At 62.6% G+C, this 20,505-nt stretch carries 21 protein-coding genes, 1 tRNA gene and 2 rRNA genes (1 of these 24 running past the window's edge); 19 read left to right on the top strand and 5 right to left on the bottom strand.

What is annotated here, in order from left to right; genetic code table 11:
* From ACO05N_RS15945 to ACO05N_RS15885, 13 genes are all read left to right on the top strand, one after another.
* Positions 1–1,624, top strand: a 23S ribosomal RNA gene (locus ACO05N_RS15945) (it extends 1,166 nt beyond the left edge of the window).
* 99 nt (positions 1,625–1,723) lie between these two features.
* Positions 1,724–1,838: ribosomal RNA gene (rrf, locus tag ACO05N_RS15940) — 5S ribosomal RNA — on the top strand.
* Positions 1,839–1,967: 129 nt separating this feature from the next.
* Positions 1,968–2,044, top strand: a tRNA-Met gene (locus tag ACO05N_RS15935).
* Between the two features lie 1,032 nt (positions 2,045–3,076).
* Positions 3,077–4,387, top strand: a complete 1,311-nt coding sequence (locus ACO05N_RS15930; protein ID WP_422057979.1) for a tyrosine-type recombinase/integrase — start codon at positions 3,077–3,079, stop codon at positions 4,385–4,387.
* 185 nt (positions 4,388–4,572) lie between these two features.
* Complete coding sequence (locus ACO05N_RS15925) at positions 4,573–5,715, top strand: hypothetical protein (protein WP_422057978.1); 1,143 nt, start codon at positions 4,573–4,575, stop codon at positions 5,713–5,715.
* Positions 5,716–5,816: 101 nt separating this feature from the next.
* Positions 5,817–6,029, top strand: coding sequence for a helix-turn-helix transcriptional regulator (locus ACO05N_RS15920; RefSeq protein ID WP_422057977.1), 213 nt, complete (start codon positions 5,817–5,819; stop codon positions 6,027–6,029).
* A gap of 257 nt (positions 6,030–6,286) precedes the next feature.
* The gene (locus ACO05N_RS15915; RefSeq protein WP_422057976.1) at positions 6,287–6,499 is read left to right on the top strand and encodes a hypothetical protein; all 213 of its coding nucleotides are present in this window, start codon (positions 6,287–6,289) and stop codon (positions 6,497–6,499) included.
* The gene (locus ACO05N_RS15910) at positions 6,499–6,837 is read left to right on the top strand and encodes a hypothetical protein (RefSeq protein WP_422057975.1); all 339 of its coding nucleotides are present in this window, start codon (positions 6,499–6,501) and stop codon (positions 6,835–6,837) included. The genes ACO05N_RS15915 and ACO05N_RS15910 overlap by 1 nt, the downstream gene beginning before the upstream one ends.
* A complete protein-coding gene (locus tag ACO05N_RS15905; RefSeq protein WP_422057974.1) occupies positions 6,827–7,618 on the top strand; it encodes a hypothetical protein in 792 nt (263 codons plus the stop codon). Before ACO05N_RS15910 ends, ACO05N_RS15905 begins: the two co-directional genes overlap by 11 nt.
* Positions 7,615–7,800: a hypothetical protein gene (locus ACO05N_RS15900; protein ID WP_422057973.1), complete on the top strand. Its 186-nt coding sequence runs from the start codon at positions 7,615–7,617 to the stop codon at positions 7,798–7,800. Before ACO05N_RS15905 ends, ACO05N_RS15900 begins: the two co-directional genes overlap by 4 nt.
* A 242-nt stretch (positions 7,801–8,042) precedes the next feature.
* Positions 8,043–8,807, top strand: a complete 765-nt coding sequence (locus ACO05N_RS15895; RefSeq protein WP_422057972.1) for a hypothetical protein — start codon at positions 8,043–8,045, stop codon at positions 8,805–8,807.
* The gene (locus tag ACO05N_RS15890) at positions 8,722–8,952 is read left to right on the top strand and encodes an HGGxSTG domain-containing protein (RefSeq protein ID WP_422057971.1); all 231 of its coding nucleotides are present in this window, start codon (positions 8,722–8,724) and stop codon (positions 8,950–8,952) included. The genes ACO05N_RS15895 and ACO05N_RS15890 overlap by 86 nt, the downstream gene beginning before the upstream one ends.
* A gap of 390 nt (positions 8,953–9,342) precedes the next feature.
* A complete protein-coding gene (locus ACO05N_RS15885; protein WP_422057970.1) occupies positions 9,343–9,522 on the top strand; it encodes a hypothetical protein in 180 nt (59 codons plus the stop codon).
* 104 nt (positions 9,523–9,626) lie between these two features.
* On the opposite strand, the gene ACO05N_RS15880 is transcribed toward ACO05N_RS15885, so the two are convergent.
* The 5 genes from ACO05N_RS15880 to ACO05N_RS15860 form a co-directional block, all read right to left on the bottom strand.
* Positions 9,627–9,788: a hypothetical protein gene (locus tag ACO05N_RS15880; RefSeq protein WP_422057969.1), complete on the bottom strand. Its 162-nt coding sequence runs from the start codon at positions 9,786–9,788 to the stop codon at positions 9,627–9,629.
* Between the two features lie 262 nt (positions 9,789–10,050).
* A complete protein-coding gene (locus tag ACO05N_RS15875; RefSeq protein WP_422057968.1) occupies positions 10,051–10,362 on the bottom strand; it encodes a hypothetical protein in 312 nt (103 codons plus the stop codon).
* The gene (locus ACO05N_RS15870) at positions 10,359–10,613 is read right to left on the bottom strand and encodes a hypothetical protein (RefSeq protein ID WP_422057967.1); all 255 of its coding nucleotides are present in this window, start codon (positions 10,611–10,613) and stop codon (positions 10,359–10,361) included. Before ACO05N_RS15870 ends, ACO05N_RS15875 begins: the two co-directional genes overlap by 4 nt.
* Positions 10,614–10,616: 3 nt before the next feature.
* Positions 10,617–11,228: a hypothetical protein gene (locus ACO05N_RS15865; protein WP_422057966.1), complete on the bottom strand. Its 612-nt coding sequence runs from the start codon at positions 11,226–11,228 to the stop codon at positions 10,617–10,619.
* 2 nt (positions 11,229–11,230) lie between these two features.
* The gene (locus tag ACO05N_RS15860; RefSeq protein WP_422057965.1) at positions 11,231–11,488 is read right to left on the bottom strand and encodes a hypothetical protein; all 258 of its coding nucleotides are present in this window, start codon (positions 11,486–11,488) and stop codon (positions 11,231–11,233) included.
* Between the two features lie 269 nt (positions 11,489–11,757).
* Between ACO05N_RS15860 and ACO05N_RS15855 the strand changes: the two genes are divergently transcribed.
* From ACO05N_RS15855 to ACO05N_RS15830, 6 genes are all read left to right on the top strand, one after another.
* Positions 11,758–12,099 (top strand): hypothetical protein, encoded by a 342-nt coding sequence (locus tag ACO05N_RS15855; RefSeq protein ID WP_422057964.1) that lies wholly within the window; start codon positions 11,758–11,760, stop codon positions 12,097–12,099.
* Between the two features lie 228 nt (positions 12,100–12,327).
* Complete coding sequence (locus ACO05N_RS15850; protein ID WP_422057963.1) at positions 12,328–12,936, top strand: hypothetical protein; 609 nt, start codon at positions 12,328–12,330, stop codon at positions 12,934–12,936.
* Positions 12,933–13,391, top strand: a complete 459-nt coding sequence (locus ACO05N_RS15845) for a hypothetical protein (protein WP_422057962.1) — start codon at positions 12,933–12,935, stop codon at positions 13,389–13,391. Before ACO05N_RS15850 ends, ACO05N_RS15845 begins: the two co-directional genes overlap by 4 nt.
* The gene (locus tag ACO05N_RS15840; RefSeq protein WP_422057961.1) at positions 13,376–14,365 is read left to right on the top strand and encodes a hypothetical protein; all 990 of its coding nucleotides are present in this window, start codon (positions 13,376–13,378) and stop codon (positions 14,363–14,365) included. Before ACO05N_RS15845 ends, ACO05N_RS15840 begins: the two co-directional genes overlap by 16 nt.
* 11 nt (positions 14,366–14,376) lie before the next feature.
* Complete coding sequence (locus ACO05N_RS15835; protein ID WP_422057960.1) at positions 14,377–15,450, top strand: hypothetical protein; 1,074 nt, start codon at positions 14,377–14,379, stop codon at positions 15,448–15,450.
* Position 15,451: 1 nt separating this feature from the next.
* On the top strand, positions 15,452–20,488 hold the full coding sequence (locus tag ACO05N_RS15830) for a hypothetical protein (protein ID WP_422057959.1): 5,037 nt from the start codon (positions 15,452–15,454) through the stop codon (positions 20,486–20,488).
* The last annotated feature ends 17 nt before the right edge of the window (positions 20,489–20,505 follow it).

Genomic DNA, 20,505 nt, shown 5'->3' with positions numbered 1-20,505 from the left:
TAACGGGGCTAAAGTGATGCACCGAAGCTTAGGGTGTGGATTTATCCACGCGGTAGCGGAGCGTTCCGTAAGTCTGTGAAGCCGAAGGGTAACCGACGGTGGAGATATCGGAAGTGCGAATGCAGACATGAGTAGCGATAAAGAGGGTGAGATGCCCTCTCGCCGAAAGACCAAGGGTTCCTGCTTAAAGCTAATCTGAGCAGGGTGAGCCGGCCCCTAAGACGAGCCCGAAGGGGGTAGTCGATGGGAACCACGTTAATATTCGTGGGCCTGGTGGTAGTGACGGATTTCTTGTGTTGTACGTTCTTATCGGATTGAACGTGCTTCGACGAAGTCCCAGGAAATAGCTCCACCGTATAGACCGTACCCGAAACCGACACAGGTGGTCAGGTAGAGTATACCAAGGCGCTTGAGAGAAGTGTCCTGAAGGAACTCGGCAAATTGCCTCCGTACCTTCGGAAGAAGGAGGCCCTCATTTTGCGCAAGCAGATTGAGGGGGCACAGGCCAGGGGGTAGCGACTGTTTAGCAAAAACACAGGGCTCTGCTAAGTCGGCTTCAAGACGACGTATAGGGCCTGACGCCTGCCCGGTGCCTGAAGGTTAAGTGGAGGGGTGCAAGCTCCGAAACGAAGCCCAGGTAAACGGCGGCCGTAACTATAACGGTCCTAAGGTAGCGAAATTCCTTGTCGGGTAAGTTCCGACCTGCACGAATGGCGTAACGACTTCCCCACTGTCTCCAGGACATGCTCAGCGAAATTGAATTCTCCGTGAAGATGCGGAGTACCCGCGGTTAGACGGAAAGACCCCGTGCACCTTTACTGCAGCTTCAGAGTGGCATTAGGAATTAATTGTGTAGCATAGGTGGGAGGCTTTGAAGCACTGGCGCCAGCTGGTGTGGAGCCTACGGTGAAATACCACCCTGTTGATTTCTGATGTCTAACCTCGTTCCGTTATCCGGAACAGGGACCCTCTGTGGCGGGTAGTTTGACTGGGGCGGTCGCCTCCTAAAGAGTAACGGAGGCGTGCGAAGGTTGGCTCAGGTCGGTTGGAAACCGACCGTTAGAGTGCAATGGCATAAGCCAGCCTGACTGCGAGACTGACGAGTCGAGCAGAGACGAAAGTCGGTCATAGTGATCCGGTGGTCCCTCGTGGAAGGGCCATCGCTCAACGGATAAAAGGTACGCCGGGGATAACAGGCTGATGATTCCCAAGAGCTCATATCGACGGAATCGTTTGGCACCTCGATGTCGGCTCATCACATCCTGGGGCTGGAGCAGGTCCCAAGGGTTTGGCTGTTCGCCAATTAAAGTGGTACGTGAGCTGGGTTCAGAACGTCGCGAGACAGTTTGGTCCCTATCTGCCGTGGGCGTCGAAATTTGAGAGGAGTTGACCCTAGTACGAGAGGACCGGGTTGAACATACCTCTGGTGTACCAGTCGTTCCGCCAGGAGCGCAGCTGGGTAGCTATGTATGGACGGGATAACCGCTGAAAGCATCTAAGCGGGAAGCCTCCCTCAAGATAAGATTTCTTAGGACGGTGGTAGACCACCACCTTGATAGACTGGATGTGGAAGCGCGGTAACGTGTGGAGCTAACCAGTACTAATTGTCCTATTCGCGCTTGATGAGTCCCACCATCAATGACAGCTTTGGCTGCATTGAGGTTGTGAACCTCGAGCCTTGGTGCACGCATCGATTTGAAACCCGATTACACCTGCTTCATTGCTTGGTGACCATAGCGTCAGTGACCCACCCGATCCCATCCCGAACTCGGCCGTGAAACCTGACTGCGCCGATGGTACTATTGCTCAAGCACTGGAAGAGTAGGTCGTCGCCAGGCATTGAAGCCGGTGTAATCAGGAAAAACCCATTCACATTGTCAGAAACGCAGCACGCGTCGCGCTAACCGGCGCGGCGCGTTTTGCTTTTCGGGGCCCATCGCTTCGCGCGATCCTTGCCCCACCGATGGCGCGGGGTGGAGCAGCCCGGTAGCTCGTCAGGCTCATAACCTGAAGGTCGTTGGTTCAAATCCAACCCCCGCAACCATCCAATCCCAACATCCCCGCCTCCAGGCAGCTTTCTCGCGCCCAGCGCAGATCAACCGGCCAGTTGCTGACCGGTGCAGTGACTCTTCGCCGGCCACCTGCGGCACGCCAGTCTACCTTACGGAGCAGTCTTTTCATCGGTCATGCGTGCGCGTTTGGATCGCGCTACCCGCCGGTCTCCGCTGGCGAATGATGCCGGTCCGACCCAGTCGGCACCAGTTGAGCACGCCCAGAATGCCGCCGTACTTTGAGACCTAGCGGGCGCCTTGCTGTCCGACTTCAGGGAGCCGCCACAAGCCAGTCTCAGCCTGCCGATCGGGGCCCCGCTACTCCCGCGGGGTTTTGTCGCAAACCTCAGCCAAGGCGCTGGCCGTGTACTAGCGGTGATGGTGCGCGCAAGCAACGTGCCGTCCGGTTGCGACATCGATCCTTGCGATCCACTCCCTGCCGGTTCGCGGATGATCTGCTGCCACCATCGGAATGGGCTGGTTCGGAATCGTCCTGCCCGGTTTGACCGGCTCCTCGTCAGAGCCAAGGAGACCGCGTTTGAGGGTGTCCGACAGCGAGTTCTCGCGGTGGCTTGCACTGCGACACATCCAACGTTGGCCGCGCGGAACCTGTACAGCCGCTGTGGCGGAGCTGTCTCAAGATATGCGCATATGTCGGTGAAGCTTTTGCAGCCTGATGCGGACCTGCTTTGGGGAAGCGATATCGATCCCACTTACCTGCCAGAGAGCCGGTCCGGCGCAGGACACAAAGACGGTCACACTGAGCCCTGCGACGCTAAAACGCGAATGACAGGCTGCCTGTCAAACCGTTGAATTAGAAGGATAAAGGATGGTGGACGCACTAGGGCTCGAACCTAGGACCCGCTGATTAAGAGTTTTGTGGCCCTCGTTTCAGCGCTTTTCAGTGCCTTTCATTGGACCGCACAAATCTGCCGCCCTTCCCGATCTGTTCTCGCATCGCTTTGCATTGCAATGGACCCGCTTTGACGTGTAGTGATTACGCGGCGATTAAGCGAGGTGCGGCGATGGCCCGGATGAAGATCACAAAGCGCAGCGTGGACGACGCGAAGCCTGCCGAGAAGGACGCCTATTTTTGGGATACCGAGCTGCGCGGCTTCGGCCTGCGCGTCACGCCCAAGGGGGTGCGCTCCTATGTGGTCCAGTACCGAAAGCACAAGCAGCCAGCCAAGCGAATGACGATTGGTATCCACGGGTCGCCGTGGACGCCGGAGAAGGCCCGCAATCGCGCGGAAGAGATATTGATGGACGTGGCGCGCGGGGATGATCCGATCCATGCGGCGAAGAAGCGCGCTCGCGCGGCGATCGATCTGGAGTTTTCCCGCTACATCGACACCTTCACCGATGGCTATCTGAAGCATGAATGGAAGGATTCGTGGGCGGACGCCAAGCGCCAGCTAGAGAACCATGCGCTGCCGGTGCTCAAGGGTCGCCCACTGCCGGAGATCGAAAAGCATGAGATCGCCAAGATAATCCAGAAGCTCAAGGATCGACCGGCGCTCGCGCGCAACACTCATGCGGTCCTGCGCAAGCTGTTCGCATGGGCGGTGGATCAGGGGGACTTGCTCTCCAGCCCCATGCCGAGCGCCCCGCCGACCGTGAAGGCCCGCAAGCGCGTCCTGACACCCGATGAAATGGTTGCCGCATGGCAAGCGAGCTACAAACTCGACCGTCCGATGGGCCAGTTCGTGCGGCTCCTGTTCGCCACGCTCCAGCGCCGAAGCGAGGTCGCTGAAATGCCGTGGGCCGAGCTGACCGAGATGCAAGCCATGTGGCGGCTAGAGGGGGAGCGGGTGAAGAACGAGAATGACCATCTCGTTCCGTTGAACGCGCTCGCTCTGGAGGTGCTGGCCGATATGGCTGCCGGTCCCGTACCGGTTGAGGGCGGGGCTAAGGCGTGGCCGCGCAAGGGGCTGCTGTTCACCACAACCGGGGAAACCCCCATCTCCGGCTTCTCTAAGGTCAAAGCCAAGCTCGACCGCGAGATGCTGCCGATCCTGCAGAAGCTGGCGGACAAGCGGGCCGACGCGCTGGGCGAAGCGCGCGAACTCGTGTTCCTGCCGCCCTGGCGCTTTCATGACATTCGCCGCACCGGCACGACGCAGATGCAAGCGCTCGGCGTGCCTATCGAGGTGACGGAGAAGGTCATCAATCACACCAGCGGCGAAACCGCAGGGATACGCGGGGTCTATAACCTGCACGCCTATACCGACGAGAAGCGCAGGGCGCTGGATGCGTGGAGCGCGTACCTCTCGCGGCTGCTCAAGGACGCCGGATCGGCGTCCAACGTGATCGCGCTGGCCGAAAGGGCGGCGTGATAGGGGCGCGGCTAGGTTAGCTCCCGAACGCCGGTTCCGCACCGGCCCGCCGCGCCTCATTCTTCAACTGCGGATCGCCAGCGGAGGCGAATTTGGATCAATACCAGCAAGCGCTAGAGCAGCTTGACGCGCAACGGTCAGACGGTCAGCGCATACCGGTTCGGTGGCCCCCCGGATGGTTGCCGATGCCGGTGGCTGCGGCGCGGATGATTGATGCGTGGCTTCCAGATGACGGTGGGTTTGTTGAGGCCCTGCGCTTCGTTCTGATGTTCGACCGGCTGGATGAGATCGAAGAACCCGGCGACCCTGAATATGGCCCGTGGATGCGGAGGCTGGCGTGGAGAATCGCTGACCGCTTCTGCGAGCAAGCGCGCGATGGCAACCTGATTACCGGGCTTCGCCGTGTAGGCGGCGCGGATGCCGTATTGGGGATGCCGCGCGAGTGGTGGGACGTCGAGGATCCGCTGTTGCGATTCCGCTCTTTCAGTATCGATCCCGCTGACCGTCTCGCCGATGGCCCCTCTTTGCCATTCTGGATTTGGGTCGCCGCCGACAGCCTAGAGACTATCCTTGCACGTATTCCGAACGAACACTGCTCCGCGTTCCCGGCACCCGGAATGCCTAACGCCGAGTTCTTGAAGCTCGATGCGATCCCGTTGCGCGACGCGGTGGGAGTGATCGCCGATGCAGTCCCAGCGGGGCAAGTTGCAGCGGCGGCGGCGATCCTCGTGAACCTGTGCGCGACCGGCGTCGTCCAGGCCTATGCCGGTCACATGTACCGGACAGTCGGGGACGGACGCGATGTAGAAGCGGTTCCGAATTGGCCGATCCCTGCGGGCCATTGGGACGGCCTAATTGACGACGCCCGCAGCGACTGGAATGGAGGACATCTTCAGGCAACGATGCCGCCCGATGTTTTCCGCTTCCGGCGCGTCCAGATTGACCGAAAATCGCTATTCGAGGCGCTGCAAAGCTTGGGCTGGGTCGCACAAGCCCGAGTATGGGAACCGCTGCGAAATATCAATTGGCGGGGCTACATCGCGCGGTCTCGCCGACCGGGGAGCGAGCAACGCGCGCCGGAGTCGTCTTCTGAGAAACCGAAAAAATTAGGGCGTCCGACCGGTGCGACCAACTACCCTAGTGATACGGAAATAGTTAAGCGCGTCATTGCCCTATGTGATGAGGGCGAATTTACCGGAAAAGCCCGGCTTCGACACGCTATCCAGTCGCTGGTAACTGAGATCGAGCCGCCCGCGCTTGACGATGAGGCCAAGATCAAACGCATTCGGCCCAAGGTAATCGCACTTCGCGCCGATCTAGCGAATTAGTTTCCATTCTTTTCCGGCCTTTTTGCGTCAAAGACGCGGGCCTTCCTGTCCTTTCAATGGGCTTCACAGCGCCGCATCGGGCGGCGCGAGTGGAGGTTCATATGGCATACGACGACGATAGGTTGCTGACTTCGGATCAGTTGGCCGAGTTTCGCCAATGCTCGCGTAGCAAGGTCGAGAAGGAGCGGCTGGCAGGGGAGGGGCCACCCTTCATCAAGGACGGATTTTCCGTGCGCTATCGCTTGGGCGATTATCGCCAGTGGGTAGCGAACCAGCGCCGGTTTACCTCCACCTCCGAACTGGAGGCGGCGTAACATGGCAGGCATCGGAACCGCGCCACAAAAGGCGCGGGGTTACTCGGGGACGTTGACCGCCGCGAGTAACCCCATTGTCGAATCCACGCTGGCAGGCACCGGAAAGCACGACGCAGGGACTATAATGGAGGTGCGGGCATGGGGCAATGCGCTGGTCCGTTCGCTCGATATTTGGTGCGCTGAGAACCGGCGACGGAACCCCCTCCGTGAACCGGCGCGCGAACCTGTGCGCACTGCTTATCAGGGAGGCGCGCGCTATGGCTCCTGACCCCTCGGCGGTGGCCGGTCTGGCTTATGCGATGCTGACTAAGCATCGGCAGGGCGACATCAAGCTAACCCGCAAAGCTGGGTCGTTCCTCGGACAGCTCGTCTGCGAACCCGCCCCGCTCACTGCGGCGCAGGCGGATTGGTTTGCCACGCTCCAGCGTCGGGCGGGCCTCGTAGATGACGAACAGCGGGAGGCCGCGTAATGGCTAACGCACTCCAGCAATTCGCGAACGGCCCGTGGTCGTATCCCGTCGATACCTCGCTTGAGGCAGCGGCGAAAATCGAGCCTGCCGCAAACGTCCTGCGCGAGAAGGTGCTGCGCACCGTCGCGGCTGCGGGTCCGAGCGGGTCCACGGTCCTTGAGATGGCGGCGCAAGGCTATGATCGCCACGGCATCCAGCCGCGTTTCAGCGAGCTTCGGACGGCGGGAAAGATCGTGGACAGCGGTATGCGCCGTCGCAATCCTTCCGGCGTCCGGGCGATCGTGTGGGTACTGCCTGAATTCGCCTCCAGGGTGGAGGGCGAGGTCGATGGCGGGTGATAAGCAACTCTTTGCACCCATGCCCCTGCGGGCGATGGCGGCGGACATGTCAGGGCTGCAATTGCGCGTCCTGCTGTGCGTCGCCGCGCACGATCGCTTAAGCCTTGTGACCGGCAAGGGTCAGGGGTGCCGAGCAAGCAACGACCGCATGAGCGCAATGATCGGGTGCAGCTATGGCAAGCTGTGCGCGGCGCTGTCGAGCCTGACCGACGCGGGCTTCCTCCAGCGCGAAAAGCTGGGCCGTCATACCGTTTACCGGATCATCTACAGCGATGATGACAAGTGCCTGTTTGGTCACACTTCGCGCGCCGCAACATGTGACCAAACGGTGCAGCGAGAGGCCGCGACATGTGACCGCGATTTTCGGCAAAGCTCTGAAACTGCAACGGAAACTCCCTCACAATATATTCCGTTAAACGGGGGAATACATTCTGTAGAAACAGGGGAATACAACTCACCTGAAGGTGCGCGCCTTACTTCGCGCGATAGCGCTTCAAATCGGAATGCCCTTGCGGTCGAGGCTGAAAGGCTTGGCAGGAAGGCCCTTCATCGCGACGGCGAGCCGCTCCACGAAACGCTCGCCAAGTTCGAGCGCCAGTGGAAGAAGGATTGGACCGCATACCGTGGCAAGCTGGTAGAGTGGCGCGACTGGCTGGCCGATCAATCTGAGTTTGCGGCAAGCGAGGGTGACGGTGTTCTGTCCGCATGGGCCATGCGCCTCTCCGAGACGGTGGACTATCTCGGGTGGGAAGTTGGCGAGATCGTGGAGGCTGCGGCATGATGCGCGGTCCTGTCCTGACGGCTGAGCATCCCACGCGCGGGCATCTGTTCGCCGCCGTCGATCCGGCTGCGCGGTTCGTGACGCCAGCGGTCGAGGCGACGCGGTTCGCGGCTCGGCTGAAGCCATTCGCGAACGAGGCCGACGCACAGGCGGCGCTCGATGCGGAACTAGGGGGCAACTGACATGGTGCAGCGCTACAGCCTATCTCACTTGCCAGGGTTCTCATTTGAGCGTCGGCCCGTGTCGGACGCGCCCGCGAGCGGCACGCTCTGCTTTGTTGATGATGGCGACGCCTCGGGCTGGACGCGCCGGCCATGCGTGGCGCTGTTCGACAATGGCGAGTGGACGAACGGAAACGGGCGCGCGCTGCGTTTCGCTCCTACCTATTGGACTGAGATGCGGGGGGCGCGTGATGCGTAACAGGGTGACCGATCTGGGCGACATCGACCCGGCACGAGTGGACGTTGCCGCTGCGCCAAAGCCGAAACCCCGCAAGCGCAAAACCTCGCCGATGCCTGAGTTTTTGGGGCCGGAAACCGAGCGGGCAAAAGACCGGATGCTCAAGCGCCCTGCCTCCCCTGGCATCATGTTTGAACCTGTCGGCAAGGGCGAAGCGATCGGGTATCTGGCAACCTCGCCCCATGACAATCTGGCCGCGTGGGAAATTCAAATCCACGACGCCTTCGGCACGCGCTCGCAATCCACCGTCCGCACCTTCATTCGCCATCTTCAGGATCTGTGCGGCAAGGCATGGAACGACGCAGACCAGCAATGGAAGCCGAGTGAGACCGAACTCAACATGGCGCTGAACTTCATCAGCGGGACGCGCCCCCGCAATGAGATGGAAGCGGCTTTGGCGGCGCAGATGCTGGCCGTCCACCTCATGCAGATGAAGGTATCAGCGCAGGCTCTCGGAAGCGGCTGGGTCGATCCCCGTGATGCCGCAATCGCGGGCAAGCTGGCGCGAACCTACACCATGCAGGTGGACGCCTTCGCGCGGCTTCGCGGGCGCAAGTCACCGACGCAATCGATCAAGGTCCGAAAGGAGACCCATGTCCACTATCATGACCACCGGGGAGCAGGAGAAACCGGACAGCAACCCCATGAACAACGCCCCGCGCTGCCAAGCCAAGAACCGGGCGGGCAAGTCGTGCCGCTCCCCCGCCGTTCGGGGAAAGCGGGTGTGTAGACTCCACGGGGGCAAATCTCCGGGTGCGCCCAAAGGCGAGGCCAACGGTGCCTATGTCCACGGCAACCGGACGAAAGAGGCAATTGCAATGCGCCGCGCTGCTGGCCGTCTGCTCAAGGCAATCGCGGGCGAACAATGTCTGTGAGCGGACCTAACCGGCTCGCCGTCCAGCTAGAGGACGACATAGCCAAGATGACGGCGGCGCTGGAGTCTGCTGTGGACCGGGCAGACCGGAAGCGACTGAACAAGGCTCTGCACCGCTGCAAAGGTCTGCTCCGGTGGTGCAAGACGCGGGCGGGATATGTGCCGCCGTCGAGGTAACGCCCGTTTCTCGACACAGATAGCGCCGCATGGCATTCCAACGGCCTAGACGGTCGGGGGGCACAGAATGCGGAGATTACTGGCGTGCTGCGCGCTGATAGCGTTCGGATGTACAAGCGCAGATAGTGCGCAGTTCTTAACTAGGCCGGAGGGCGAGTTTCGAACTTTTCTCGGGAAGCTTGAGTACGACCCGTCACGCTCGTGCTTCAAGCCCATGCGGCCCTATGGCAGCGATCGCTATGCTCAACAGGCTTACATCGAACAGGCTAAGCGCCACATCACCTGCCTTAATGAAGCGACAGAGCAGGACCTGAAGTACGCCGAAAAGGTTATCCTCGCTGGACACGAAGAGGCGGTGGAGGAGTTCCTCGCGGAGGTTCGCCAAGGGCGCTGAATTGGGTTAGGGATTGGTGCGCGGGACGGGCGTAGACATTTCCCTGCCGGCCCAAGCCAGCGGGGCCTGATTTTGTCATGCTCGCGCAAGAGCGATTATGTAGGTTACGAGCCAATTTGTTGGCGCTGAACATACCAGTCTATTATGGCGGCAACGAGGAAACTCACCGCTCCGATAACGGCCAAAACGCCGATGATGCGAGCTGCGATATTCGTGGCGCTGCCGCCTTCAACCGAGCCGTTCAGAAGGCTGATGACGAAATTCACTACAGTCCCTAGCAGTAAGACTGTGGCCACCGCTCTTGCGGTCGGCAACAAGCGCTGAAGGTGCGCGCTCACTCCGGCTTCTCTACCCACTTATGCTTCACAGGGCTTGCCAGTGCCTCCTTGGTTGCCGAGAATCGCCGGTGGTTTCTGCTGCAGCCGCGTCGGTCATCGTGACACGATAGCACGGAAATGCGGGTCGCCTAGGCGTCCCGCACCATCCAGACGACGAACACGGCGAGGCCGCACAGGTATAGCTCTGCGATCATATCGGCGGCTCCCTGTTGTAGTCCGGTTCGTCGTGGCCCTCCTCCTCGCCCGGGTCGCTGACCGGGCAACCGGGTCCGCTCCAGACGGTCAAGCGGTGGTCGCAAAAGTCATCCTCGGCAAAGTTGTGGTCTTGCTCGTCCCCGTTCGCCTCCATGTCCTCGGTCGAGGCGTCCAGTTCGTCCAGGCGGTCAATCGCTCGCTGTGCGAGGCGGTCGAGCGCGCGGCGGGGAAGGCTGGGGATGGATGACAGCAGAACGTCCAGCGGTAGCGTCTCCGGGCGTCCGTAGCGCACGATAAGGGCGGTCATGCGTCCACCTCCCCTGATTTGGCCCGAAGAAGGCCCGCAAGGGCCTGTGCGGCCTCGGGGTGCATGATCTGCGCCCGGAGCGTGTCAAGGCGCTGTGCGGCCCTGCAATCGATCGCTGCGATGCGCGACACAAAGAGGCGTTCGCCCGTCACGATGACAACGCCCCCGTTATCGCTCCAGTCGGCGAACCAGCGCGCGGCATCGAAGGGGGCCGCTTGCGCGGCCCCCGTGTTATCGTTTACGTGTGCCATTAGTCACGCCTCCGCTTTGGCGGTGGGGTTGCGCAACCAACGCACCCGCGCAACTTCGGCGGCGAACGCCTCGCCTAGCGCGTCGGGCTGTTCAACCTTCTGCGCGACGATGAACGCGAACAGGCTGTTAAGGCCGTAGCGCAGCGCCTCGCCCTCGGCCCTGTTCCATTCCTCGCCCTCGGCGTCCGCGATCAGGTCGTAAGAATTGGCCGCGTGGAAGGCGAGCGTCGCGGCGTCCTCCCATGTGCCGGGGGTCTGCCGCAGGATCGCCAGCCGGAGCGCGTCCTGTTCCTTCAACAGGGCGTGTTGCGCCGTGTCGGTGATGGCCCCGGCCTTCGCCTTCATTTCGGCGCTCATGGCTGCGCGGGCGTGATCAAGGCGGGTGTATTCGGTCCCTGCCGCCTCATAGCGTTCATGAATGGACAGGACGGCGCTGCGGCTCGGGTCCGCAATCACCAGCACGTCAAAGCCCTGTGCGGTCGGCTGAATGTCCGCGATATGGCCAAGCGGTGCAGCGAGCGCCTCGGCCTGAACGACGCAAGGGCCTTCGATGCTGACGCGCCAGCCGGTGAAGGTGCCGCCGTTGAAAGCGGTCTTGTCGATGATCCGGGCCATGTTCACGCCTCCCCGCCAAGAAGGCGCGCAATGTCGCAATGGGTCTGCGCAACGTAGTCGTAGGACCAAGGCGCGGTTGAGCCGCCGGTGTCTGCCTCAAGCAGGTTTTCCAGCTTCCAGCGCAGCGCGGCGGCGTTCGGCGCGGGCATCGCCATTAGCCGCGCCTCGGCTTTGCAATACCGGTCGCAAAGCTGGTCGAGGCGCTCGTCCTCGGCGGTGTAGGCGTCAAATCTCGCCTTGGCCGCGTCGCGTGCCGACATAAGCCGATCCCATTCAAGGGAAGGGCGGGCGCTGGCGGTGTGTGCGGCAATGAGTCCAGCGGCGGCGATGCTGCCGATTGCGCCGAACGCGGCGCGGCGGGTATGTGTGGTCATAGTCGTTCCCTCGCTAACAGGGTTGCGATCAGAGCCGGGGTGAAGGTTGCCGCCTTCCCTCGGCTCGTTGGTTACGTAACCAGATATGGTTAAGCGCGTCAATAGGGTTACGTAACCGCTTGCTCTATTTCGATGGTCGGCGTAGTGATGACCGCATGGTGTTGAGCAACGCAGAGAAACAGCGCCGCTTTCGTGAGCGGTTGAAGGCGCGGGCAAACAGCGGCGTTACCCCCGATGACATTGTGCGGGCGGCGCGGCTCATGTGGGATTATCTGCGGGAACAGGACATAGGGACTGGCAACGATCCCGGCAGCTTTGAGGACAAGCTAAATCACTGGCGCACTCGGAAGGGTGTGGAGGAATGGCGGCGGCTGCACGGTGATGAGGATGATCCCGAGTTGTGGGCCGAATTTGGGGCTGACGCTGATCTGATGGCGAAGGTTGCGGCAGTCGTGCGAGCGGTGAGATTCCCGCCCCCTGACAGCGACGGGCAATAGGTCCGCTCCGGCCCTTCTTGCTTGACTTTTGCATGACATTATGGCAGTAGTGCTGTCCTATTTTTAGGGGATAGTGCGGCCTATGCGAAGCCAAGTCCACGACCGCCAAATTGCGTTTCGCGCTCCCGCTTGGATGCTTGAAAGGGCTGAGGCAACCGCTCGGCGGGAGGGCATGGGCCTTTCGGAGTTCATGCGTGCGGCGATCCGCGACAAGGTTCGTGAAGCGGCATGATGGCCCTACTTGCCCGCCTCCGTTCGGCCCTGCCTTGGGCCAAGGCCGCGCCGGTCGATCCCGATAGCCTCGGCGCGATCCTCGGGGCGGCGCTCGATGCCCAGCGCGACAACCCGGGGGCATCCGTGGTCCGCTGTCCTGACGCGCCGCAACGGCTGCACCCGTTCGCCCTGTCGCTGACGGATTGGCCGATAGATAACGCGGGCGGGCTGGCGCTGATCTGCCTCGCTAAGCAGTTCTGCGCCGAAATGGGGCGGCGCGGGTTCGATCCCGCAGCGGTGTGGGACAAGCTGGCTGATCTGCCTCCTTGCTCGTTGGATGATCTGCGCTCTCCTGAGGGCTGGGCGACGCTCTCGGCCCTTGTCTCGGGTGGCGCTGCTGTCATTCGCCTGAAGGCTGAGGCTCCGCATCAGGAGATAACGCGCATCGCCTTGCAGTTCGCTCACGCAATGGCGGAACGCTGCGAAATGACACCGGGAGCGATTTATGACGCGCTCCTGTCCCTGCCCGATGACGCGCTAAGTCTTGTCTATCGCAAGGGGACTTGGCCCGAGCTTGAGCGCATCGTGATAGGGGGCGCTGACCGTGGCGTCAGGACGCATTGACCGGCGCGACGATCCTAGAGCCGTCGCGCGATGGTGAGCGGATAAACGCACTGGTCAACCACCCGGCTATCCGTCCGCATGTCGGCGGCGATGTGGCGCGTCCGCTCGATCTGTCGGCGGCGGTGGCTGATTGCGATAACTTTTTTTTGCTGGGCGAGCATGGCGGGTTTGCGTGCTGCTGGTCGGCCCCGAGCGTCTTTGAAGTCCATACGTTCATCCTGCCGGAAGGGCGGGGACCATGGGCGGCGCAAGCGGCGGCGGACGGAATTGCGCTCATGGCACAGCACGGCGCGCGGCACCTTTGGACCCGCGTTGCACCCGATGCGGAAAATGTCCGCTCCTACACTCTCCGCGCTGGCTTCACGCCTGCCGGGGTCCGCACCCTCGACCTCGGCGCTGGCCCGGTCACTTATCAGCTCTATGAACGGAGATTAGACCAATGCCAGCAGCAGTGATCGGCGGCGCGATTGTGGCGGCGGGCGGGATCGGCGCGGCTGCGATCGGTTCCAGCGCGCAAAGCCGCGCAAGCCGTGATGCCACACAGGCGGCGCAGGATTCGACCGCGCAAAATGCCGCATTGTTTCGTGAGGCTCGCGCCGAAAACATGCAGGTCCTGAGTCCGTTTGTGGGTCGAGGCAACGCGGCGGGCAATCAGATCAATGCGCTCTTGGGGCTGGGCGGTAGGGCGACCAATAACGCCGGGACCGCCAGCGCCAGCACGCTCGACAACTCCGGCGCGACGGCTGGCCCCTATCCGCAGGACTTCATTCGCGGCGGCGGCAACGTGTTGGATCAGATCCAGGTGCGGTCGAACGATGGCAACTTCGCGCGCAACGTCATGGGGATCGGTGGCGATGTCATGGCACCCGGCGTGGTCAGCGGGATCGGTGGCGGCACATTCAACGCCAACGGCACGCCTGCAACCGTGGGGACGCAAGGCCAGCCAGCGCCGCAGACTGCCCAGCAGGCGGCTAACGACGCGTTCAATATCGTCAAGAACTCGACCGGCTACCAGTTCCGGGTCAATGAGGGTCAGAACGCGCTCAACAGCGGCTATGCGGGGTCGGGCCTGTTGCAGTCGGGTGCCGCTCTCCGCGCACTGGACGATTACCGCCAGAACATGGCGAGCAACGAGTTCGGAAATTACATGGCCTACCTCGGCAACCAGCAGGGCGTTGGCCTTTCGGCTGGCTCCGCGATTGCTGGGGTTAGCCAGAATTACGCCAACAACATGGCATCGCAAAACAACGCTATGGCTTCGACCATCGCAAACAGTGCCTTGGCGCGTGGTCAAGGAAACGCGCAGTTGTGGGGCGGTGTCGGCAATGCGCTGGGCCAGTTTGGCGGGGTCATCGCCGGTAGTGGTTACAATCCGTTCGGCGGTCAAACCAATGCGTACGGCATTTCTGGCGCTGGCAACATTTACTGAGGGCGAGGGCGATGGCTGGTTTCGACATTAACTGGGGCATGGCGCAAACCCCGAATTACATCGGCAACGCGCTGGGCGCATTCCAATCGGGAATGGAAATGGGGCGGCAGATGAAGCTGCGCAACGCCCTAACCGACCTTGCGACCAATCCCGACAACCCGGACGCAATGCGCGTGGTAGCAGCGGACAATCCCGACCTTGCCTATCGCATGGGACAGCGCCAGCGCGAAACCAAGCGCAATGCTCTTATCGGGCAAGTGTTCGCTCCCGAGCCGTCGCAGCCACAACCGGGCGCAACCGCTGCCCCTGTCACCCCGTCGCCGGATGCTGGCGCGCCCGCGACGCTCATTGATCCCGCCAAGCTGCCGCAGCGAACGGACGGGCTGCGCATCAATCAAGCCGCGCTGCGCGATCTCTACCAGCTCGATCCTCAAGCTGCGTTCGATGTGCAAACGATGATTTTCAAGGCAGATGAAGCCACCTTTAAAAACACACAGCGCTCGGGCGAGCTAATGGCCCGCGCCGCTACGCACTTGCAGGGCATTAAGCTGCCTGACGGTTCACCGGATATGCAGGGCCGCGCGCGGGAGCTTCAGGCGATGGCCCCGCAACTGGTCGCCTTGGGGATGACGCCGGAAATGGTCGCGCAAGCCGATCTGACCGACCAAGGGCTATCCCGTTATACGGTCGTGGGGCAAACCCTCGCCTCGCTGCTGGACAACGAACGGGCCGACCGTCGCCTTGATTGGATGATTGAGGACGATCAGCGGGACAACGCCCGTGCTGATCGCAACACTGACAGCCTGATTGCTGACCGCTCGGCGCGCCGCGATCTGGCGGCGCGGGGGCAGGACGTTGCCAGCCGTGACCGGCGCTATTCGACTGACCGGACAAGCTCCGACCGTCGCCGGGGGCAGGATGTGACCGACAAACGGATTCGCGAAGGCTTTGGATCGTCGGGCGGGAGACGCGGGAACAAAGCTCCTGCCACGCTGCCACGCATTGCGACCAAGGCTGAATACGACCGGCTCCCGAAGGGCGCGGAATACATCAATCCCAACGGCGAGCGAATGAGAAAGAAGTAGGATGGCGCAAGAGTGGTGGGCTGGTGACGAGGTTGTCGAGCCGTCGAACAAGTCCGCCGACTGGTGGGCCGGGGATGAAGTGGTGGAGCCGCGCAAGCGTCGCCAGCCTGAGAGCCGCCGCGACCGTCGCCCCGCTTCCCCGCGTCGTCCTGTTGATCCGGCAACCCTTACGCCATCGGGGCAGAATTACGATGGCGACACCTATCGGACGCAAGCCGGTGCCAATGCGCGGCTGGGTGGCGTCGATGCTTTCGAGCTGCGCCAGAACGCGCTCCTCGGTGTTCCCGGCACCCCCTTTCCTGTGGGTGTCATGGGGCGCAATGCGCTGTCTCAATTCGCGGTGCCGAGCGCCAGCGCGACGCCACAGGGGCAAGCCGCGTGGGGGCGTCCGCAAGTGGCGCTGTCGCGCGATGGACAGGACGCGGGGGCCTCGATCATCGCGGACGGGCTGGCAATCCCTGACCCGCAATACATGACGCCGGATCAGCGCGGCTCCTACATGGCGGCACAGCGGGACGCGATTGCGTCCGAGACCGGCGCTTACGCTGGCCGCTATCAGTCGCCGGCCGATTTTCGCGCCAAGGGCGAGGACGCCCCGTGGCAGGGCAAGATTTTGATGACGCCGGATCAGGCGACGGCATGGGCGCAGCTCGTCCGCGACCCGACGACGACGCCAGAGCAGGCCGGTGCGTGGCTCGCGTCGCAGGGTCACAAGGCAGAGAACGTCCGCAATCTGGTTCGCTTCCTGTCCCGCAATCCGCAAGCGGAACCTAACCCGGCATTTCAGCAGCAGGACGCGGAAGGCAACCCGGTTCAACCTGAACCGCGCGGCCTTACCCTCCGCTCGCTCGATGCGCTGAACGAGGGGATTATCGACATTGTGGCGGCTCCGTTTGACCTGTCGCACGCAATCGCTACTCCGTTCGCTGAAGCCGCTGGCGTCGATATGTCTGCGGGGTCGCCATTCTCGGCAGGGATTCGCGACACTTGGCACGGCCTCGGGCTGGGCCAGCGTGATGAAGGATCGGCCCCGCGCTCGGACCTTGAACGGTATGGGCAAGCTTTCCTGCGCGGCACTGGCTCGGCGCTGATCCCTGTCGGCGGGACGGTCGGGTTTGGCTCCAAGCTGGCCACGCGCTCGCCCTCGCTCGCAACGCAAGCGTCTGCCGCGCGCACGGCCTTTCGGGAGTCGCTGGTTGATGCGGCGCGTTCCCCCGGCACGGCTGTAGCGCTGGAAGTTGGCGCGGGCGCTGGCTCCTACGTGGGCGAGGAAGTCGCGAACGATGTGGCCCCCGGCAATCCCTACGCGGCGATGGCGGGACAGTTGGTCGGCGGGCTGGGTGGTGGCTTCGCTGCTGGTGCTGCTGCGCGTCGGATGGGTGCCAGGTCATCGGGTGACACGATGGCCCCGGCTCGCAGTCCTGACGCGCCAGAGGCGGCGATGTTGGACGATGCCGCGCCGATGGTCGAGCGCGACGGCGCGCTGTTCGCCAAGCTGGCCGATGGGCAGGAGGTGCCTATCCCGGTTGATCCCTCGGGCAAGCCGGGTGTCACATGGACGGCAAACGGCTGGGAGGCACTGCTAGAGGTCGGGCCGGATGGCGCGGGACAGTATGGTCCGCAGAATATCCCCGGCGCGCTGCCAAGCCCCTATCGCGACCTTGCCAACCGGCTGAACGCTGCGACGCCTCGCCCGATGGGCGCGCCTGACGCGGCCCAGCCTGTGCCGGGTAACGCGGGTAACGCACCTGAGGCGTTACCGCCTGAACCTGTCGCGCCCCCGGTGGCCGATGATCGCGCCGCGCTAGCAGCTGATATGCCTGAATTGATGGATTACGCCGCGCGCGGTCCTGAAGCTGAGGCAGACATTCGGGCAACGCTCAACAGCGTCGGACCTGAATACCCCTACGCGCAAGCCGTGCAGGACATTCGGACCAAATATGCACCGATGGAAGCTGACACCGGGCGGCAAGTGCTGGCTGGTCCCTCTGTGCCTCCTGAGCCGCGCCAGCGTGACGTTATCGACGTGAACGCACGGCCTCGGCCTCTGCTCGATCCCGCAACGGATATGGAAAGGATGCGCGCGGCTGAGCGTGTCGCTCCCGGCGATCTGTTGCCGGTGCCGTCCAGCCGGATTGCGGACGTGGAAGAGGCGGCGGCGATCGATCGCGGGCGCTATGGGCGAGAGGCGGCGGGCAATCCCCGCGCCGCGCTGGAAACGCGCGGTTATCGCGATCCCGAAAACGGGCAGAAGGTCATTCGCCGCAAGGGACCGCCTGACCTTGTGACGTGGCTCCGCACGCAAGGCGGGCTGGCGCTGTCGGATCAGGACATTGGCGAGTTCCGCCAATCGGGCATTGATAACCGGCCCCGCAACGATCTGGAATTTGCCAAGGGCGAGGACAAGCTAGGCAATCTGCTGGACGACGAACGCGGGATGCCGTTGGACTATGCGGCGATGCGCGCATGGGAGGCGGGCTATTTCCCTGACCTTCCTGAGCGCCCGACGATTGCTGAATTTATGGACGCGCTCGTAGCGACGCATCGCGGCGGGTCTGGTCGCGTGTTCCATCCCGACGATCTGCTCGAGCTGGATCGCTACCGCGCCGCCGACGCACAGTTTCAGGCGGTCAAGGCGGCGCAACAGGATGGCGCAACGCTCATGCGCGACCGGAGCGAACCGGCCTCGCTTGATGATCTGGACGCGAACGCTGCGCCGGTTGATGCCTATATGGAGTGGGGCGAGAATGCCCCTGACTTCGCGGGCAACGTGCGCCTGGACGGTTTGGACAGTCCGCAGGAGATCAAGCGGGCGCTGACGCAAATCGAGCGGGTGACGGGCGGCTTTGATTCCGCACGCCGGGGCCGGATCAGCCAAGCGGAAACCGAGCGCCTCGCGGGCGAGCTGGGCATGACGCCGAAAGACCTTCTCGCGCGCCGCAAGGGGCAGGCCTTCAATGCCGAACAGGCGTTGGCCGCGCGCCAAATCCTCGCGAAGTCGGGCAACGAACTGGTCAACATCGCGAAGCGCCTCCAACGCAAGGCGGCGGATGCCGAGGCGTCGCCAGCCGATTATGTCGCGTTCCGTCAAGCAATCGTGCGACACGCGGCTATCCAAGAACAGGTTGCGGGGCTCACCGCCGAGATTGGCCGAGCGCTGTCAGCGTTCCGGGTCACGGCGGACAGTCGCAGTGTGAAAGGCGATGTGCTGCGCGAATTGATCGACAAGGGCGGCGGGGAAGGCGGCATTCTCGACGCGGCCCGCGCGATCCTTGAGCATTCAGATACGCCTCAGCGCCTGAATACGAAGGCGAAGGCGCTGGCATCGCCACAGTTCCGCGATAAAGCGCTGGCGCTGCTCTATTTCTCGCAGTTGTCGGGTGTCACCACTCACGCGGTGAATGTCGTGTCTAACACCATGACCTCACTGGCGCAGATCCCCGAGCATTTCGTCGGCGCTGGCGTCGGCGCGATCAGGAAGGCGCTGCCGGGGCAGGCGGACACCGACCGCATCCTTTTCAGCGAGACCGGCGCGCGTGTTGTTGGGTGGCTGGCTGGTGCCAAGGAGGGCTTTGGGCAGTTCGCCCGCACTCTCCGCACAGGAGACACCTCGGACGGTATTACCAAGGTAGAAACGAGGCAACGCGCGTTCACTGGAAAGACCGGAGCGGTGATCGACTTCCCCACGCTCATGCTTGCAGCTGAGGACGAGTTGTTCAAGGCGATGGCGCGCCACATGGACATCGCCGGGATGGCAGTCAGGCAGGCACGCAAGGAGGGTTTGCGCGGGCAAGCTGCTCGCGACCGCGCTGCGGAGTTGAAGGCCAGCCCTACGCCGGAAATGCTGGAACAGGCTTTCGATTACGCTCGATATGTCACGTTCCAGCGCCCGCTAGGCGACATCGGCAATACGGGGATGGCATTCCTCAACAAAGCATGGGGCCTGCGGGTCTTCGTCCCCTATGTCAGGACGCCAACCAATCTTTTGAAATTCGCAGCGGAGCGGTCGCCAATCGCGCCTCTGCTGTGGAAGTGGAGCCGCGACTTTAAAGCGGGCGGCACCCGGCGGGATATGGCTATTGCGCGCTGGGTCGTCGGGACTGGCGCAACGATGCTGGCCGTGGAGGCCGCGCGCCAAGGTCTGATTACCGGCGGCGGGCCCGCGAACGATAGCGCCAAGCGGCTGCTAGAGGCCGATGGCTGGCAGCCCTATTCGGTTAAGGTCGGTGACAAATACTATTCCTATCGCCGCCTTGATCCATTCTCGACCACGCTGGGAATGGCGGCTGATTATGTCGATCTGCAATCGCACATGAGCGACCGCGAGAAAGAAAAGACAGCTGCGATCCTCGTGGGTAGCGCGATGCAGAATCTGTCCTCAAAGACCTGGCTCTCCGGCGTGTCGAACCTTGGGGAAGCGCTGGGCGACTGGGGGCGCTACGGCGAATCGTTCTTGGGGTCGCTGGCGGGCAATGCAGTCCCGGGCGCGGTCAACTCTGTTGCCAAGATGAACGATCCTATCGAGCGCGAGGCGAGCGATTGGTATGGGCGTATCCGGTCGAGGGTGCCGGTTTGGTCGGAAGGTCTCCCCGCGCGACGCGACGTGCTTGGCCGGGAGAGAGTGGGCTTCAATGGCGGCGGTCTCGCCGCGCTTTCCCCGCTGTTGGTCTCGGAGCGGAAGCACGATCTGGTAGCCAACGCGCTGCTGGAAATGGGCGTCACGATCAGCAAACCGAACGATAAGCTACAGGTAGGGGGTAAGACGGTTCAACTGACGCCCCAGCAATACACCGACTATCAGACCTTGGCTGGGGACATTCTCCGGCAAGAGGTGACGGACTTTGTTGGATTGGCAGATTATCCGTCAATGACGCTGGAAGAGAGGAAGGACGCGGCGGAAAAGATCATTCGCGATGCCCGCAAACAGGCTCGGAAGACTTTGATGTTGGGCGAGGCCCCGCGCCCCCGTCCGAAGGCTCCACCTCCCGGCCTAGCGGGCGCTCCGTGGTGGGTTGGTGACGAACTGGTAGAGCCGTAGTAACGTCACCCGGCAAC

This window comes from Sphingomonas sp. (assembly GCF_965227385.1).
GTDB lineage: Bacteria > Pseudomonadota > Alphaproteobacteria > Sphingomonadales > Sphingomonadaceae > Sphingomonas.
This window is presented reverse-complemented; position numbering and strand designations above follow the sequence as displayed.

Excerpts from the sequence above, each read along its gene's own strand:
- ACO05N_RS15930 (WP_422057979.1), top strand. The coding sequence starts at position 3,077 with ATGGCCCGGATGAAGATCACAAAGCGCAGCGTGGACGACGCGAAGCCT.
- ACO05N_RS15925 (WP_422057978.1), top strand. The coding sequence starts at position 4,573 with ATGCCGGTGGCTGCGGCGCGGATGATTGATGCGTGGCTTCCAGATGAC.
- ACO05N_RS15920 (WP_422057977.1), top strand. The coding sequence starts at position 5,817 with ATGGCATACGACGACGATAGGTTGCTGACTTCGGATCAGTTGGCCGAG.
- ACO05N_RS15915 (WP_422057976.1), top strand. The coding sequence starts at position 6,287 with ATGGCTCCTGACCCCTCGGCGGTGGCCGGTCTGGCTTATGCGATGCTG.
- ACO05N_RS15910 (WP_422057975.1), top strand. The coding sequence starts at position 6,499 with ATGGCTAACGCACTCCAGCAATTCGCGAACGGCCCGTGGTCGTATCCC.
- ACO05N_RS15905 (WP_422057974.1), top strand. The coding sequence starts at position 6,827 with ATGGCGGGTGATAAGCAACTCTTTGCACCCATGCCCCTGCGGGCGATG.
- ACO05N_RS15900 (WP_422057973.1), top strand. The coding sequence starts at position 7,615 with ATGATGCGCGGTCCTGTCCTGACGGCTGAGCATCCCACGCGCGGGCAT.
- ACO05N_RS15890 (WP_422057971.1), top strand. The coding sequence starts at position 8,722 with ATGAACAACGCCCCGCGCTGCCAAGCCAAGAACCGGGCGGGCAAGTCG.
- ACO05N_RS15885 (WP_422057970.1), top strand. The coding sequence starts at position 9,343 with ATGCGGCCCTATGGCAGCGATCGCTATGCTCAACAGGCTTACATCGAA.
- ACO05N_RS15875 (WP_422057968.1), bottom strand. The coding sequence starts at position 10,362 with ATGACCGCCCTTATCGTGCGCTACGGACGCCCGGAGACGCTACCGCTG.
- ACO05N_RS15870 (WP_422057967.1), bottom strand. The coding sequence starts at position 10,613 with ATGGCACACGTAAACGATAACACGGGGGCCGCGCAAGCGGCCCCCTTC.
- ACO05N_RS15865 (WP_422057966.1), bottom strand. The coding sequence starts at position 11,228 with ATGGCCCGGATCATCGACAAGACCGCTTTCAACGGCGGCACCTTCACC.
- ACO05N_RS15860 (WP_422057965.1), bottom strand. The coding sequence starts at position 11,488 with ATGTCGGCACGCGACGCGGCCAAGGCGAGATTTGACGCCTACACCGCC.
- ACO05N_RS15855 (WP_422057964.1), top strand. The coding sequence starts at position 11,758 with ATGGTGTTGAGCAACGCAGAGAAACAGCGCCGCTTTCGTGAGCGGTTG.
- ACO05N_RS15850 (WP_422057963.1), top strand. The coding sequence starts at position 12,328 with ATGATGGCCCTACTTGCCCGCCTCCGTTCGGCCCTGCCTTGGGCCAAG.
- ACO05N_RS15840 (WP_422057961.1), top strand. The coding sequence starts at position 13,376 with ATGCCAGCAGCAGTGATCGGCGGCGCGATTGTGGCGGCGGGCGGGATC.
- ACO05N_RS15835 (WP_422057960.1), top strand. The coding sequence starts at position 14,377 with ATGGCTGGTTTCGACATTAACTGGGGCATGGCGCAAACCCCGAATTAC.
- ACO05N_RS15830 (WP_422057959.1), top strand. The coding sequence starts at position 15,452 with ATGGCGCAAGAGTGGTGGGCTGGTGACGAGGTTGTCGAGCCGTCGAAC.